A 14,452-nucleotide genomic window follows, 5' to 3' on the forward strand; every position below is an offset into this window, starting at 1 on the left:
AGAGACGCAAAGACTTTGTTTGGGGGCTATCTTGAAAGCTTTGCGCCTTGGCGTCTTTGCGTCAAAACATGGATTCTAGGAGAAGTCTGAACAGATACCTGCTCTCATTCTACTCGCCCGGCGCGCGGCACACTCACAATCACCTCGGTGCCGCCGCCGATCATCGAACGCAGATCCATGGTGCCACCGATCTCGGCGGCGCGTTCACGCATACTGATCATCCCCAAATGCCGCCCGCGCCCTGATGGCGTAGCTGCGGGATCGAAGCCTTGGCCATCATCGCTGACGCGCAAGAGAATGCGCTCGCTGCCAAATTCGAGAGTGACGGCCACATTGCGGGCATTGGCGTGCTTAACCACATTGTTGAGTGCCTCCTGCACAATCCGGAAGAGTGGCTGTTCGAGGCCACGGGCGAGGCGATCATCGCCAACGACACTGAGCGCAATCGCCAAGCCTTCGCGGCGCGAGAGCGCCTGGGCGTGCTGTTGGAGTGCCGCCACCAGCCCTTGGTCGCGCAGTGCCGGTGGGCGCAGTTGGAAGATCAGGGCGCGCATCTCAGCCAGCGCGGCGGTCGCGGTCTCTTGCAGACGTTCGAGTTGCAGCGCCACCCGCTGCGGGTTCTTCTCCAACTGCGCCCGCGCCGCCTGGGCAGTCAGCGTCATACTGAAGAGTTGCTGCGAGACACTATCATGCAGTTCGCGAGCCAAGCGGTTACGCTCCTCCAGCACCGCCGCCGCCTGCGCGCGCCGGTAGAGGCGCGCATTTTCGAGCGTACCAGCCAGCACATCGGCGATGGTCTCCAAGATCGCCACATCTTCATCGTGGAAGCCGTGCAGGTGCGGCGACTCCAGATTGATCAGACCCAGCGTGCGCCCACTGGCCATGATCGGCACACACAACTCAGCCCGGGTCGAACTGCGCTCAGCCACCGAAAAATAGCCCGGTTCGGCATGCACATCATCAACCCGCACCGTCTGGCCACTCCGCGCCGCCCGCCCGATCAGGCCCAGGTTGAGGTGCTGGCGGTAACTACCCTCCATCGAGGGCAGGATACCACACGAAGCCGCCATGACCATCTCGTTGGTCTCGTCATCCACCAGAAAGATGTCCACCTGATCATAGCCGAAGCCGTTGCGGATCTGGGCGGTAACTTCCGGCAGACTCGTCTCCTGCTCCAGTGTGGCGCTGGCGGTACGCGCAATCGCATTCAACACCGCCAGTTGATCGGCGTGGCGCTGGATATGGGCAGCGAGGTGCTGCGATTCCTGGTAGAGCTGGGCACCCGTAATCGGCCCGCCCACCTGGGCGGCAATCGCCTCTAAGAGATCGACATCCTCGAACGAAAAAGCCCCATGAGTTGGGCTGCCCACATTGAGCGTCCCAATGATGCGCCCGCCACTGCGCAGCGGCGCAACAATACATGCGCGGTGGCGTGGGTTGAGCGGAGCAAACGAAGGATCACTGGTAACATCGGCGGTGAAGAACGAACGGCCCTGCTGAGCCACCCAACCCACCATACCATCGCCGACCGCAATCCGTTGCCCGATCAACGCGACCTCATCGGGAGTAGCGGCAGCGACCACCAACATTCCATCTGGCTCGATCAGACAGAGCGAGCCACTCTCGAAGGCCAACGCCAGCCGCTCCACCGTGCGGCTCAGGATGTCGTTCAGATCGAGCGTCGCACTCACATCGCGGCCCAATTCGGCCAGCAGTTGCTCCTTGGCCAGCAGTCGGGCGCTCCGTTCCGCGAGGCGCACATTCTCCACCGCCAACGCCGCTTGGCGCGCAATCGCCTCCATCACATGCGCCGCCGCCTGATCAAAGATCGCGGGCGTCGAGATCGCAATATAGATCACCCCAATCAGACGGTCGCCACGGCCACGCAGGGGCACCAAGAGCGTCGCCATATCGGGGGGCGCGGCGGCGGCATCGGCGGCGTTGGGGGCCGGGCTACCCGGCGGGAGCAAGAACGAATCACTCAGGCGCAATTCGGGACGCAGCAGGGTCGGGTAGGTACCGGGGAGCACCGGCTCGGCGCACAGGCGCGCCTCAACCTCGGCAGCCACACCCGCAAAGGCCGCCGCCTCAAAGGCATCACTCTCCACATTGCGCAGCCGCACATAGACCTGCGGGCTGGTCACGACGCGGCGCAAAGTCTCGGCCACCTCATGCAGAATACTCTCCGGGGTATCATCGGTACGAATCTGGCTCCCCAGCGCCAGCAGATCGCTGAGGGGCAGTTGGCGACTGCCCTCGTTCCGTGCTGTGCCGGAAGTCTGAGGACTCATAAAAGTACCTCTTCTGGTAGCGCTTCAAGATGTTCGTCACTGGCTTCACCAAGCTCAGCCAGCGGTGGCTCAATATCTAGCGCCGCACCGCGACCAATACTGATCATCCCGAAGGTCTGATCCTGCTCAACCACAATCACGCGGCGTTTGAGCAGTTCAAGGATCGCCCAAAAGGCCACGATCAGATCCTGGCGGGTGATCGGTTCAATCAAGAGATCATCGAAACTGAACCAATGCTGACGGGCGAGGCGTTGGCGCACGGTGGCCGCAACATCGGCCACCGTGCGGCGGGGCGGCAGCACCACCTCGCTGGGTTGTTCGAGCGGCAGGGTGCGTTGTAAGCGGCGCTGGAGTGCCGTGATCAACTCGCTGACGGTATGGGTGAAGGTAGATGGCGGCGGCGGGAGATCAGGCCGCACCGGCGGCGCAGTACGCAGAAAGGTGCGCCGATCTTCTTCTTGCCAGCCACGCAGGATCGTGGCCAACTGCTTATAGTGCTGGTACTCACGCAGTTGGCGTGCCAGCGCCTCCGCGTCGGCATCCTCATCGTTGGAGGTGGTGCGCCCAGCGCTAGTGGGGCGGGGCAACAACGCCCGCGACTTGATCAGCAACAGCCGCGCCGCCATACTGACAAATTCAGCCAGCGCGTGCGGATCTGGCTCTTCCATGGTACGCACATGCAAGAGATACTGATCCGCGACCTGCGCCAGCGCAATCGTCGTAATATCCAATTCGGCACGCTCGATCAGACGCAACAAGAGATCGAGCGGACCAGCAAACGTAGGCAGCGTAATTGTATACATAGAGCCTAATGCTGCTCATCAGCCCACTGCAAGAGCGCCGCCATACCCTGTGGAACGGGATCATGATAGTGGCGCAAGATCGCGATCATCGCGGCTGGTGCGCCTGCCTGGGCTGCCATCTGCGCCCCGCGCCAGGCATGTTCCGCATAAATGCGCAGCGGGCGTAACAGGCCGTAGCCATCCTTGGCCAGCGCGAGGTAGAGCGCAGGCCAGCGCTTGATCACCGTCGCCACAACATACCAGAGCAAGCCCATCGGGCGACCATCATCATCCACCTTGCCACAATCATGGATGATCGCGGCACGCAAGAGCAGCGGATCGGTATGCTTGGCCGCCACCAACGTATGGTAGACATCGAGACAGTGGCGCTGATCGTAGGCGGGCATCTGGGCGAAGAGATGCTGTTCGGATCGGGGCAAGAGCGCCGCCACTAAGTGCCGTTCCTCATCGGAGACGCGGGCATGCAGCGCGGCACTAAACTGGCGCACACGGTAAGCCAATGATTCGTCGGCCATAGGCGAACGTTTCCTCTTGGGGCTACGCACCAAACCCATGGTTTTGATGGTGTGGTTGGCCGCTTTGCGGCCAACCACACCATCAAAATACTCTTTTCCATGGGGGACTGCAGCCCCCATACCCCCGCTACGAGCGTAGCTTGAGTTCTATAGGGCGCGCCACAACGTGCCCCTACAATTGTCTCCAATTATACCAGCGATACGACGTTCAGGGCTATGCTATAATGAATAGCCGAACACGTATGAAAGATGTGGTTCCAGGTTCGATTCATACAAATAGTACAACAACGCTACATCCTGAAACCCAATCCCGATCCCACCTCCAGAAAGCGAACACAGCGAGAACCAATCTATGTCGCTGTACATCCCAGAGAGCCTTCCGCCCATCATTCCGAATGCAATGGCGCGTATTGAACGCCACTTGCCCTATCCTGGCGAGATCTTAGTGCGCCAGGGCAGCCGAGTCGAGCCTGAGGATACTATTGCCCAAACGCTCAAACCTGAGCCACCCCAAATTATCAACATAGCCCGTGCGCTCGGCATTCCGCCCAACCAAGTCTACCGTGCTATGCGCCGCGAGATCCACAACAAGGTTGAGGCTGGTCAGGTCTTGGCACGTTCATCGGGCATTCTGGGGCGAAACTGCTTGGCTCCGGTAAGCGGCATGATCGCGAACATCGACTCGGAGACGGGCTATGTCACGATTGCCCCCGATCCGACCGAGTACCGCCTTCAGGCGACAGTACGGGGTCTGGTGATGGAGATTGTTCCCTACGAGAGTGTAGTGATCGAAACCCTCGCCGCCCAGGTCTATGGGGCTTTTGGTATTGGTGAAGAGCGCAGTGGTGTGCTGCGCCTGCTGACCACCGATCCGAGTGATATTGTCCGCCCGGAGCAGATTGATGCACGTAGCGCCTATGCGATCCTCATCTGTGGGGCCGGGATCGGTGCTGCTGCGCTGCGCCGTGCAGTGCAAGAACAGGTGCGCGGGATCATTGTTGGTGGGATTGATGAGGCTGAACTGCGTGAATTCCTCGGTTGGAAGAGCATAGCGGGGTGGCAAACCGGGCTACACTCCTGGCAATGGCCCGATCCAACTCTGGCACCCGACCCGAAGTTAACCATTGTGATGACCGAGGGCTTCGGGGTGCGTCCCATGAACCCCGACATCTTCGATGTATTGAGTAGTCAGGATCGCCAAGAAGGGTTGATCGAAGGGCTGACCCGCCTGCGTCGCCCCCTCCGGCGACCGCGTGTGGTTGTCCCGCTTACCCGCAGTAGCGGTGTCCAGGTTGAAACTCCCCGATCCAACCTCCAACCCGGGGCCAAGGTACGCCTCCTCGACTATGCCCACCTCGGTGAGACCGCACAGGTACGCAGCATCTCTCCTGGGCCACGTCGGGTCGGTTCGCGGGTGAATGTGCCCGCTGTTGAGGTCATCACCAATGATGGCCAAGCCTTCTGGCTACCGCGCACATGTGTGGAAGTGATTGCCTAGTTCAGGGTATACTCCTGCACAGTACCATCCTGTGCTAATCGAGAATCGAGATTCACGATGACCTATCGCCTCATAGTTGTCACTGCGGAAAATGAGACCTTGCGTGCCCTGCAAACAACATTGGGCAGCGAGGTTCAGGTTCAAATATTTGAGTCGGGGAATGATGCGCTCTGGGAACTTCGGATGAATCCGCCTGAGGCGGTCGTTACCGAGCTCGATCTTCCAGGGATGACCGGCATCGAACTGGCTGAGATCATCCCCAATTTTGAGATCGTCACCAATGTACTGATCTATAGCGAGACCCTGAACGAGAGTGCCAAGAAGCAATCTGATGGCTTGGGGGTCTATAAATTCTTGCACGGGCCAGACGCGGCAGGGGCGCTGAAGGCAGCGGTTGAGGATGCACTGCATCATGCGCGCAAAGCGGCTGAAGAGGCCGCCGCTGCACCACCGCCACCCGAACCGGAACCCGAACCCGAACCAGAGCCGGAAGTTAAGCCACGCCGCATGGGTACCCGTCAGGTCTCCGCTGCTCCCACCCCGACCCGTGCGAGTGCGAGCGCAAGTGCGAGCACAAGCGCAGGCGCAAGTGCGAGTGCGAGTGCAAATACGAGTAGCGAAGAGAAGCGTGACTTTACCCCGGCGCGGGTGGTGCTACCCTCCGCCCGCGAACGTGAACAGGCCGCCGCTGCCGCACCAACGCCCCCACCCGCACGCGGGGGCTTGGCTTCGCGTACCCGCGCTGCTGCCGAGCGTAAGCCAGAGGTGAAACCGAAGGTAGAACCAAAGGCCGAAACGATTGATATTCCTGGTCGGCGTGGCTCAGGAACACTGGTCGTCACTACTGAGAATGTGAATGCGATTCGGGCGACGATGATCGATCTGAGTAAAGATCTGGGTGCCCAGAGTGTCATGCTCACCGACCGCGCCGGGATGGTGCTGGTGGATGTGGGGAGCACCGATAACCTGCCCATGGTGATCGTGTTGCCGCTGCTCTCAACCAGCTTCTCCACTGCCGGTGAGGTTTCGCGGCAGTTGCGTGAAGAGGACGCCCTGAGTGTCTATATCCACGCCGGGGTCAACTACGATCTCTACTGCTTCGATGTGGTGCAGCGCTTCTTGTTGGTGGTGGTCTTCAATAATAAGATCGCTAGTTCTAAGATCGGCGCGGTCTGGATCAACTCCAAACGCGCTATCCGCGAGTTGCGCGAGCATCTGTCCAATACATAAACATTTGACGCAAAGACGCAAAGGCGCAAAGAGATCAACCGTTAGAATCTTTGCGTCTTCGCGCCTTTGCGTCAAAATAGAGATGCAAAGCCGACCTTATTCCCCTGCCGCCATCAGGCGAACCCCACTGTTACACGGCCAGATCTGCGGCGTCAGAACCCCATCCTTCAGCACCATATCGGCCCAACAGCGCTCGCGCTCGGCATTGGTGATCCGGGGCACGTACCAGATCACCGCCTCCGCATTGATCGCCTCCGGCGGGGTGATGAACTGCTCCGGCCCCTGCTGCTGATCGAGGTTACAGCATGTTCCGATGCTCGGCAGATCGCCCTGACCCTCGGACGGGTTGGGGCGGCTCCAGTAGAGGTAGGCGTGCTCGGCATCACCCCACAGCGGCGCTAGGCGTACCCCACCGATCACAAAGCTACGTGGATCGCCCGCAGGCCAGGTGGCGACACCCTCATGGGTGATCGTGGTCTGATCATTGCCCGCATCCAGCCGCAGACCATCGCCAGCAGGCGGGGCGATCCGCAGCACCGGGTGGTAGACACCATCAATGCCACAGCCACGCCCGTCACTGCCCACCTCGGCGCTCAAGGTGCCATCGGGCGCAAAGGTGGCGCTCATGGTGTATTGGTAGTTGCAGGCTTGCGGCCAGTTGGGCGAACGGAAGGTCATGTGCAGGTGCAGCGTACCGTCGGCGTCCGTACTGATCGTGGGCAGTGTATAGGGAATGATCGCCGCCGATGAGAAGACCGGGCACCCCACGGTGTCGCTGAAACCCACCCGCTGCCCGTCACTCCCCGCCGCATAGCCGACATGCCAATCCACCACCTTGATAGATTGCACGACCGGGCGACCCTGAAAGGTCACGTCGCGCAGTTCGAGGCCATCCGAACTGGTGAGCAGGTAACTGGCACGCCAGCCATGCTGTTCAAGGATCTGCGCGGTTTCGCAGAGCGGAGCCAGCGCCGCATCCTCCAGACTGGCCTCACTCACATCGCGGCGCTGCGAGAGTTGACCCTGCTCCGTCCACGTGGAGGCTCCCACCACACGCAGATCGGTCAGATCGACAATCACCCACAAGGCTTGGGTACCCCAAGCAAAGACCGGGCTGACACACAGATGGCGACTACGCTCACAGGGCGTACCGATCATGTTCGTCTTGGTCGCGCTGGCATAGTCGAGCGCCATCGCCTCGGTAGGTGTGAGGCCCAACGCGGCCGCCGTTGCGGGGCTATGCACCGCGATCTGGGTGGCCAGTTCGGCCAGTTCACGCGGAATTTCGGGCTGGCCACCCACCAACGACTGCACATCCAAGAGCTGATTCTGGGCATCCAGCAGCACCGTCAACGTCGTATTGTCGGAGTAACCATAGATCACCACCCGCACACAGGCACCAGGCGGGCAGCGTTCAGCCAAGGCCGGCGGAATATCACCCGCACTCGCCACCCCCACCGCCATCACCTCGGCCAGCAGGCGATCCCCGGTGGTCAGGCGGGTTGCGGCCTGCACCTGAGGCGACGCAGCGGCAGCGCGCTGGGCAGCATCAAGGCGCGCATCCAGAGCGGGGCGCAGCACAAGGTACGGCGGGGCAGTCAGCGCCACCCGCCGGCGCTCACGCTCAGCGTGGATGGCGGGCAAGTCGGGGGTACGGCCATCCCCCAGAACGACGGCGGAGGCAGCGGGGAGCGGCGCGGCAGTGGGAGGCGCGGGCGCGGGGCCGCAGGCCACCAAGCCCAGCGCCATAACCAGCAGCAGAAGGCGGTGGAGCACGGTACAGACCTCGTATCAGTCACCTTGGTGAAGCAGGTATGGAGGGCATCGTGGCAATCAGAGCACGCAATACTTTCTTGACTGCTTCCGGTGTTGTGAATACATGTGCGATATCAGGATCGAGGACGACAACCAAACTTCCATCGGTTTGTCGCTGCGCAAACCGATTTGGTTTCGCCTTCGTATAATCAAACTGATACTCATGCTTCATATCTTCGCGTTCAAATTCTGCCAAATCCTCTTGCTCATGTTCCTGATTCATAGTCACGTTGCTCCTTTGATGTTGCCCGACGAGCACTAATAATACGAATAGAACCATCTCGCTCGGTAAAGCAGACGAGTATCAGACACTGAGAGATCGAATGCCCAATAATAATCTCACGAGTTTCATAGACAGAATGTATTTCATCATCAAAAATTACTGCTAATGGATCATCGAACACGGTTTTCGCTTCTTCAAATGAAATACCATGTTTTTGTTTATTTATATCTGCTTTTATCCAATCTCATTCAAACAGTAATTCACTCATAAATAGTACCTATTCATATGTCTACCTATACTATTGGTATTATACTTCTTGTAGTCTGGAGATGCAAGTGAAGCATCACTCAGGGCATGGGCAAAGTCACCTTCGGTGGGGGTTCGGGGGCGGCTTCGCCGCCCCCGAAGATATTTTTTGGTGTTGTTTGGCGGCTTCGCCGCCAAAACACTACCAAAAATCCCTCCCCCACGTTTGACAGATCCCCATGCTCTGCATATAATCACTTATTAGTCAATTCTGACTATACAGAAAGCATCGCGTGGTATGATCGCAGATACCAATGTCGGCTCGATAGACACCACCACCCGCCGTCGGATCATGACTGTCCTCTTTGTGGGCGTCTTTATGGCCGCCCTCGACTCGGCCATCATTGCCCCGGCCATCCCCGCGTTACGGGAGGCATTTGGGGTAGACAACAGCCAAGTTGGGCTGGTCACGATTGTGTTTGGTCTCTTCACGCTGAGTAGTACCGCGCTCATGGCCAATCTAAGTGACCGTTACGGCCACAAGCAGATCTATTTGATGAATATTGTACTATTTGCGATTGGCTCATTGCTGATCGTCATAGCGCCCAATTTCCTCACCGTCCTGATCGGGCGGGCGATCCAGGGGGCGAGTACCGGCGGTATTACCCCCACAGCAGGCGCGGTGATCGGCGATGTCTTTCCACCTGAAGAGCGCGGCAAGATGCTAGGTCTGATCGGGGCCACCTTTGGCATGGCCTTCTTGATTGGCCCGCCCGTCGCCTCGTTGATCCTCACGGTGCTGAGTTGGCAGTGGATCTTCTTGCTGAATCTGCCGGTCGCGGTGGTGATCTTCTGGTTGGGCCTGCGCAACCTGCCTAAAGCGCCGCATAGCGAGAAGCTCCCGCCCTTCGATTATATCGGGATGCTGGTGCTGGCGACGATGCTGAGTAGCCTGACCCTGGCGATCAACCGGGTGCTGGATACAGAACTGGGTTTGACGCTCTGGCCCTGGCTGTTTGGAATCGCGTTCGTTTCACTGCCGCTGCTGATCTGGATCGAGTCACGCAGTTCATCACCCATCGTGCCGCTCAGACTCTTTGGCACACGCCAACTGATCGTCACCTACATCCTGTGTAGTGGAGCCGGGTTTGGGATGGGCAGCGTGGTCTTCATCACCTCGGTGGCAGTCGCGGCCTTCAACACCCCCGCCGCGCAGGTCGGCTTCTGGCTCATTCCGATGGTCATCTGTTCCTCCGCCGCCTCAATGATCTACGGACGCATGATCAACCGCCTCGGGGCGCGCATGGTGATGTTCCAGGGCTTTATTATCCTCACCGCCGGGATGTTGATCCTCGGTCTGGGCGCAAGCAACTTCTGGCTCTACATGCTCGCCACACTCCTGATCGGTGCCGGGGTAGGAACCGTCGTGGGCGGCACACTGCGCACGGTAGTGCTGGAGGAGGTTCAAGCCCACGAACGCGGGATTGCTCAGGGGTTGGTGAACATGGGGATCGCGGTAGGTAATCTGCTCGTCGTGGCGGTACTGGGGGCCATCGCCGATAGTGGTGGGGGTGGGCTGCAAGGGTTGAGCCTGGCCTACCTCGTGGCAGCGGGTGTCTCCGGCGTGATGATCGTGATCAGTCTGGCACTGCGGGGCAGGGCGGCGACGGCGTAACTGTTCACACTTCTCCTAGCTTCCAGATTTTGACGCCAAGACGCAGAGGCGCAAAGCCTGCAACAAAACCTTTGCGTCCTTGCGCCTTTGCGTCAACACGAGATTTCTTTTACCCCAAGGGTGAATAGTTACGGCGACGGCGTAACTGGCCCCAACATCACCACATACTCCTGACCACTGATCGGCGAGGTGAAGCGCTGGATGGTGCGAAAGCCCAGGGCGATATAGAGGCGGCGGGCGCGCAGGTTGAAGGTGGCAACGGTGAGGCGGAATGCGGGCGGCTCGAACTTTTGGCGGCCAAAATCGAGTATTGCCCGCATATAGTCGCGCCCACGCCCCTGCCCAACACGATCCGGGTGGATGGCGATACCCACATCTAAGGCTGGTGCTGTATAGTCGCCACCCTGGATCTGGCTTTCGGTACCAAAACAACAAAACCCAACCAGGGCTACTTCTTCGCGTAGCTCGAAGTAGCCATAGATTGGGTTAGTGAAGATCGTGATCAGAAAAGTGGCATCTTCACTCAGGTTGTAGAAGTCGTAGGGGGGCGGGTAGCGCCAAGTAATCACTTCCTCAGCGGCAACCCGCTCCATCGGTACGAGGTGCAATGCGATCCTACTGGACATTGATGGTGATCTGGCGCGGCTTGACCTCTTCAGCCTTGGGGAGGGTGAGGTGCAGAATGCCGTGCTCCAACTTGGCCTCAATCGCATCCGCCTTTACGGTGGTCGGGAAGGAGATGGTGCGGCTGAAGCTGCCATAGCGACGCTCCACGCGGTGATACTGGCGCTCCGTCTGCTCACTCGCCTGCTTGATCTCGCCTGTGATAGTGAGAACACCATTCTCGAAAGTCAGTTTGAGATCCTCGGACTTCATCCCAGGCACGACGACATCAGCATGATAGGCATCAGCCGTCTCACTCAAGTCGAGTGCGGGAACAAAGCTGCCGGTGCGGGCATTGGGCAGGCTGGGCACCATGCTCTCCTCAAACAAGCGGTTCATCGCCTCACGCAGGCTCATCGCATCCTGTAAAGGGTCCCAACGAGTAATGGTTGCCATTGTGTGCCTCCTCATGTGTTTTCTCTATGTCTTCTTGGTTGATTGCTACGTCCACGTCCCTTACGGGTTGCTCATAGCATACCTGAGGAGTGTTAGATGACTATCGAATCGTTGTTAGAGAAATGTATATCTTATGGCCCTGGTGGAAATTGAACAGCACCATTGCGCGAGACATTATCACCACCCACAATCCCGCTATCAACCAGAACATTACCGTAGGTATCGGTGATGCGGAAGGTGTAGGGACCAGCCCCCATCCCAGTCTCAACGACAAAGTAGTTGTAGTCCGTGCGCGCCACATTCACCCACTGCCCACTACTATTGCGGTACTCAAACTTGGCAATTGGGTTGCGGTGATTACGTATCTGGACGGCAGTCCACCACTGGTTACTGCCATCTTTGAAGTGGTAGGCAATCGGGCCGCTCAGGTTGGGGCTGACAATCTGCCACGTAATCGGTACACGACCCAAATTACGATCAGCAATCAGATCAAAAGCCGTCGTACTCAGATCCAAATGGCCATAACCACAACCAGTGGTAGGATTAGTGGGGTTATCGGGTACATCGGGACATTTATCCACAATACGCACCATAATTGTCCCCTTTGGCCCGGTCACTTGGGCATAGGCTCCACAATAGGCGGCTGGATGCGGATTGCTGTAGTTCAGATAGCTAATCGCCGCCACCATGAGATCGCCAGGGATGGGATCAAAGGTGCAATTCCCACTCCCATCAGCACCGAAATAGTAGGTTGCCTGCGCGGTATAGACGGAGTTCGTGCTCGATTTAGAGACTACCGGCAGGTAGACGCGATATTCATTCTGGGCTGCGACCCACTGGCTCCCCACGCCAAGGCAGATACCAATGAGGAGAATAAAGGCCGCCAATTGAGCGTATATGCGTTGCATCATGGCAGATCAATCCGTATCTCATACGCCCCGGTCGCTGGTTCGCGGATACTGCCCACCACCATGGTGTAGATGCCGCCCTTCCTGAGCGTCACCGCGCCCATGTTGCCACAGCCCAAACATGCATCATCAACCTCATCACCTAAGCTATCGAGGAGCACAAGTTTGATCTGGCTCATCCCCTCATCATAACCAACGGTGGTGACGAAAATTTGTTGGCCAGGAGCAGCCTCAAAGCGGTAGATCTGGGTAGCCCCCGGCACGTTAATGCTACCGGCGAGAGTTGCGGGCAGGGTTTGATCAAACGTGGTGGCAAGCGGTATCGCATTCAGGCGCACCTCGTAGGCTCCGGTCGCCGGTTCTTTGTCACTACCAATGAGCAGCGTGTAGGTACCACCCTTCTTAAGTGTGACGGTACCCATGTTGCCGCAGCCCATACATGCATCATCAACCACATCACCTACGCTATCGAGGAGCACAAGTTTGATCTGGCTCATCCCATCATCAGAGTCTGCCGTCCAAACAAAGACCTGCTGGCCTGGAGTTGCCTCGAAGGTGTAGGCATCTTTGGCTCCTGGCACTTCAATCTCACCCGCACCTGGCCCCGGCTCGCTACTGACCAAGCGGCTGTCAATGGGGATGCTGAAGTTACTGGTGGGCGGGATGCGGTTGATGCGGATCTCAAAGGCTCCAGTGGCTGGTTCGCGATCACTACCGACCAGGAGGGTGTATGCGCCGCCCTGTTTGAGTGTCACCGTACCCATCTGACCACAGCCCATACACGTGTTGGCGATCTCATCACCCTGGCTATCCAACACGCGCAGCTTGATCTGGCTCATCCCTTGATCATAGTCAGCCGTCCAGACAAAGATCTGGGTATTCGGCTCGACCTCAAAGCGATAGGTGCGATACTGCCCAGGAGTAACAATCTCATCAACAATCCGCGCATCCAAGCTGATTGCCTGCGCTTCGGGTAGTGCGGGTTTGGGTTGGGACGCAGTGGCTGGGATGGTCGGCTGAATCTGAACCGCAACTTCGGTGACTGGGGCAGGAATGGTGGGTTGGGGCTGGTTGCTCGTTGTGGGGAGGATGGTGGTGGGATCAAGCGTGGCCGTTGCGCGGTTCTGGGCCATAAAGAACCATGTTGCCCCGGCTGATCCAGCGACGAGTACCAGAACGAGCAGGATGAGTGGCAGCCACCCCGATCTACGTTGAGGTTGCGAATACGCCTCTTGCGGGCGCGGAGGGGGCGGCGCAGGCGTTGGCGATACAGGCGGCTGCATGCGTGGCGTAGCCACCTGCGTCTGGGGGTGCCGCGCAACCAAGGTGGGGCCGGTATTGGCTGGAGGTGCAGCTTCAGCCGCCTGGTGCAGCGCCCGCCGCATCGCAACCGCAGTGGCAAAGCGCTCATCAGCGCGGAGGGCCATGGCTTGGCTGAGCGCCCCCGCCAGCACCGGCGAGATGTTGGGGTTGAGCGTGTGAGCGGATTGCAGTGGGTCAGGGCGGTTATTCAGCACCGCCTCCGCACGAGTGAGGGTGTCGGGCGGAGCCTGGGCAGTCAACAGGTGGTAGAGCGTCGCCGCGAGGCTGTAAAGGTCACTCCGTGGCCCGGTACCCGTCCCCTGCACCTGCTCAATCGGTGCATACTGGGGGGTATAGCCAAAGATGCTCGCTCCGGCCCCTTCAGCCTGGGTTGCCAGCGGCACAATACCCTTAGCTAGGCCAAAATCGAGCAGAATAATCTCGCCACGTGGAGTCAGTTTCAGGTTCTGGGGCTTAATATCGCGGTGAACCACCGGAGGTTGCTGGCTATGCAGGTAGGCCAGCGCATCGAGCAGTTGATCGGCCCAACCCAAGACCTGCTCCAAGGGGAAGGGGCCACTCTGCATCTTGAGCATCGTGGCCAGATCCTCACCCTGAATAAAATCCATCACCAAAAACTGGCCTTCGGGGGTAACAAAATGGTCAATCACCCGTGGCAAAGCGGCATGGCGCAAACCAGCCAGTAACTGTGCCTCACGCTCAAAGGCGCGGCTGAGTTGGTCACCACTGACCGTCGTCTGCTTCAGAGCCACCCGCGCCCGCAGACGCTGATCTAGCGCCTCATAGACCGCACCCATGCCACCCTGTCCGATCAAACGAATGATTTCATAGCGTTGGTTAAGCAAGGTTTGTGGTGTCAGCATAAC

At 58.9% G+C, this 14,452-nt stretch carries 13 protein-coding genes; 3 read left to right on the plus strand and 10 right to left on the minus strand.

Annotated features, from left to right (window positions below; translation table 11 throughout):
• Positions 1–104: 104 nt before the first annotated feature.
• From EKD03_RS07950 to EKD03_RS07960, 3 genes are read right to left on the minus strand one after another with little or no spacing between them, the layout of a single operon-like run.
• Entirely contained in the window at positions 105–2,291 is a 2,187-nt protein-coding gene (locus EKD03_RS07950; protein ID WP_129629347.1) for a sensor histidine kinase, read from the minus strand.
• On the minus strand, positions 2,288–3,094 hold the full coding sequence (locus EKD03_RS07955; protein WP_129629349.1) for a segregation and condensation protein A: 807 nt from the start codon (positions 3,092–3,094) through the stop codon (positions 2,288–2,290). Before EKD03_RS07955 ends, EKD03_RS07950 begins: the two co-directional genes overlap by 4 nt.
• Positions 3,095–3,099: 5 nt before the next feature.
• Positions 3,100–3,609: a hypothetical protein gene (locus tag EKD03_RS07960; RefSeq protein ID WP_129629351.1), complete on the minus strand. Its 510-nt coding sequence runs from the start codon at positions 3,607–3,609 to the stop codon at positions 3,100–3,102.
• 352 nt (positions 3,610–3,961) lie between these two features.
• Between EKD03_RS07960 and EKD03_RS07965 the strand changes: the two genes are divergently transcribed.
• The gene (locus EKD03_RS07965; RefSeq protein ID WP_129629353.1) at positions 3,962–5,107 is read left to right on the plus strand and encodes a hypothetical protein; all 1,146 of its coding nucleotides are present in this window, start codon (positions 3,962–3,964) and stop codon (positions 5,105–5,107) included.
• Between the two features lie 57 nt (positions 5,108–5,164).
• Positions 5,165–6,337, plus strand: coding sequence for a response regulator (locus EKD03_RS07970; protein ID WP_129629355.1), 1,173 nt, complete (start codon positions 5,165–5,167; stop codon positions 6,335–6,337).
• A 96-nt stretch (positions 6,338–6,433) separates the two neighbouring features.
• Here the strand turns inward: EKD03_RS07970 and EKD03_RS07975 are convergent, their stop codons facing one another.
• The 3 genes from EKD03_RS07975 to EKD03_RS07985 are packed head-to-tail and all read right to left on the minus strand — an operon-like array spanning position 6,434 to position 8,613.
• Positions 6,434–8,113 (minus strand): hypothetical protein, encoded by a 1,680-nt coding sequence (locus EKD03_RS07975; RefSeq protein WP_129629357.1) that lies wholly within the window; start codon positions 8,111–8,113, stop codon positions 6,434–6,436.
• Between the two features lie 19 nt (positions 8,114–8,132).
• The gene (locus tag EKD03_RS07980; RefSeq protein WP_129629359.1) at positions 8,133–8,375 is read right to left on the minus strand and encodes a hypothetical protein; all 243 of its coding nucleotides are present in this window, start codon (positions 8,373–8,375) and stop codon (positions 8,133–8,135) included.
• Positions 8,359–8,613 carry a BrnT family toxin gene (locus EKD03_RS07985; protein WP_202976780.1) on the minus strand — a complete coding sequence of 85 codons (255 nt, stop codon included), beginning with the start codon at positions 8,611–8,613 and terminating at the stop codon, positions 8,359–8,361. The genes EKD03_RS07980 and EKD03_RS07985 overlap by 17 nt, the downstream gene beginning before the upstream one ends.
• A gap of 306 nt (positions 8,614–8,919) precedes the next feature.
• Between EKD03_RS07985 and EKD03_RS07990 the strand changes: the two genes are divergently transcribed.
• The gene (locus EKD03_RS07990) at positions 8,920–10,296 is read left to right on the plus strand and encodes an MFS transporter (protein WP_129629361.1); all 1,377 of its coding nucleotides are present in this window, start codon (positions 8,920–8,922) and stop codon (positions 10,294–10,296) included.
• A 128-nt stretch (positions 10,297–10,424) separates the two neighbouring features.
• On the opposite strand, the gene EKD03_RS07995 is transcribed toward EKD03_RS07990, so the two are convergent.
• From EKD03_RS07995 to EKD03_RS08010, 4 genes are all read right to left on the minus strand, one after another.
• On the minus strand, positions 10,425–10,922 hold the full coding sequence (locus EKD03_RS07995; protein ID WP_161569215.1) for a GNAT family N-acetyltransferase: 498 nt from the start codon (positions 10,920–10,922) through the stop codon (positions 10,425–10,427).
• The gene (locus EKD03_RS08000; RefSeq protein WP_129629365.1) at positions 10,912–11,355 is read right to left on the minus strand and encodes an Hsp20/alpha crystallin family protein; all 444 of its coding nucleotides are present in this window, start codon (positions 11,353–11,355) and stop codon (positions 10,912–10,914) included. Before EKD03_RS08000 ends, EKD03_RS07995 begins: the two co-directional genes overlap by 11 nt.
• A gap of 131 nt (positions 11,356–11,486) precedes the next feature.
• Positions 11,487–12,266 carry an expansin EXLX1 family cellulose-binding protein gene (locus EKD03_RS08005; RefSeq protein WP_238613439.1) on the minus strand — a complete coding sequence of 260 codons (780 nt, stop codon included), beginning with the start codon at positions 12,264–12,266 and terminating at the stop codon, positions 11,487–11,489.
• The gene (locus EKD03_RS08010) at positions 12,263–14,449 is read right to left on the minus strand and encodes a serine/threonine protein kinase (RefSeq protein ID WP_129629366.1); all 2,187 of its coding nucleotides are present in this window, start codon (positions 14,447–14,449) and stop codon (positions 12,263–12,265) included. Before EKD03_RS08010 ends, EKD03_RS08005 begins: the two co-directional genes overlap by 4 nt.
• Positions 14,450–14,452: the final 3 nt, after the last annotated feature.

This window comes from Candidatus Oscillochloris fontis (assembly GCF_004138135.1).
Taxonomy (GTDB): Bacteria; Chloroflexota; Chloroflexia; order Chloroflexales; family Chloroflexaceae; genus Oscillochloris; species Oscillochloris fontis.

What these genes read in the sequence shown, in the direction of transcription:
- EKD03_RS07950 (WP_129629347.1), bottom strand. Translation starts at nt 2,291, where the DNA reads ATGAGTCCTCAGACTTCCGGCACAGCACGGAACGAGGGCAGTCGCCAA.
- EKD03_RS07955 (WP_129629349.1), bottom strand. Translation starts at nt 3,094, where the DNA reads ATGTATACAATTACGCTGCCTACGTTTGCTGGTCCGCTCGATCTCTTG.
- EKD03_RS07960 (WP_129629351.1), bottom strand. Translation starts at nt 3,609, where the DNA reads ATGGCCGACGAATCATTGGCTTACCGTGTGCGCCAGTTTAGTGCCGCG.
- EKD03_RS07965 (WP_129629353.1), top strand. Translation starts at nt 3,962, where the DNA reads ATGTCGCTGTACATCCCAGAGAGCCTTCCGCCCATCATTCCGAATGCA.
- EKD03_RS07970 (WP_129629355.1), top strand. Translation starts at nt 5,165, where the DNA reads ATGACCTATCGCCTCATAGTTGTCACTGCGGAAAATGAGACCTTGCGT.
- EKD03_RS07980 (WP_129629359.1), bottom strand. Translation starts at nt 8,375, where the DNA reads ATGAATCAGGAACATGAGCAAGAGGATTTGGCAGAATTTGAACGCGAA.
- EKD03_RS07990 (WP_129629361.1), top strand. Translation starts at nt 8,920, where the DNA reads ATGATCGCAGATACCAATGTCGGCTCGATAGACACCACCACCCGCCGT.
- EKD03_RS07995 (WP_161569215.1), bottom strand. Translation starts at nt 10,922, where the DNA reads ATGTCCAGTAGGATCGCATTGCACCTCGTACCGATGGAGCGGGTTGCC.
- EKD03_RS08000 (WP_129629365.1), bottom strand. Translation starts at nt 11,355, where the DNA reads ATGGCAACCATTACTCGTTGGGACCCTTTACAGGATGCGATGAGCCTG.
- EKD03_RS08005 (WP_238613439.1), bottom strand. Translation starts at nt 12,266, where the DNA reads ATGATGCAACGCATATACGCTCAATTGGCGGCCTTTATTCTCCTCATT.
- EKD03_RS08010 (WP_129629366.1), bottom strand. Translation starts at nt 14,449, where the DNA reads ATGCTGACACCACAAACCTTGCTTAACCAACGCTATGAAATCATTCGT.